We start from the raw sequence: 927 nt of genomic DNA, 5'->3' as shown, positions 1-927 counted from the left end.
GGCATCTGATATGCCGATTTGCTCCGCTGGCGACTGGCATGCGCGGTATAAGGGGTCCGCTTGGAAAACGGAAAATATCCTACGCTAAGCCTGTTTTTTGTACAGACCACTATCCACTGAGCGTAATGAACGGTATTTACCCTGTCCCAGCTTTAGATTTGTCCGCCAGACGTAATCCCCACTCAGATTGATGTGCTCCCATCCCAGCGGGGACAAATGAGAAATCAACTGGTCATTTAATGGGATCCCTTTTCGTCTCAGGAAATCTATGGCTCTTTCTATATATACCGTATTCCACAGGGAGATCGCCGCAGTCAGCAACGTCAGACCACTGGCCCGGTAGCTCTGATTCTCCAGCCCCCTATCTCTGATCTCACCCAATCGGTGCATAAAGACCGCTCGTGCAAGCGCATTGCGGGCCTCACCTTTATTCAGCCCCGCCTGTACGCGTCGGCGCAGTGATGGATCGCGAAACCAGTCCAGCATAAACAGTGCCCGTTCGATGCGTCCGATTTCCCTCAATGCCTTTGCAAGGCCATTTTGTTTAGGATAACTGGCCAGTTTTTTCATCATCAGCGATGCGGTAACAGTCCCCTGTTTTATCGAGCTTGCGAGGCGAAGTACCTCATTCCAGTGTGTCTCAATGTCTTTAAGATTCAGTGGGGTTGTGGATATCACAGATTGAAGTCCCGGATAACGCTCAGCCTTTCCATGAATAAACAGGCGCTTGTCATGAAGATCCCGGATCCTTGGTGCAAATGCGAATCCCAGCAGATGCATTAGCGCGAAAACATGTTCCGTAAAACCTGCGGTATCGGTGTAATGCTCGGTGATTTCAAGATCACTTTCGTGATATAGCAAGCCGTCAAGTACGTGGGTTGAGTCGCGCACGCGGCTGATGACTTTGGTGTAAAACGGGCTATATTG

General features: G+C 50.2%; 1 protein-coding gene. It reads right to left on the bottom strand.

Going from position 1 to position 927, the window contains the following annotated elements:
- Positions 1–84 precede the first annotated feature (84 nt).
- On the bottom strand, positions 85–927 hold an 843-nt coding region (locus AC1DUO_RS25470; RefSeq protein ID WP_477989475.1), incomplete at its 5' end, for a Tn3 family transposase.

It is taken from the genome of Rahnella sp. P4_A8 (assembly GCF_056402435.1).
This window is presented reverse-complemented; position numbering and strand designations above follow the sequence as displayed.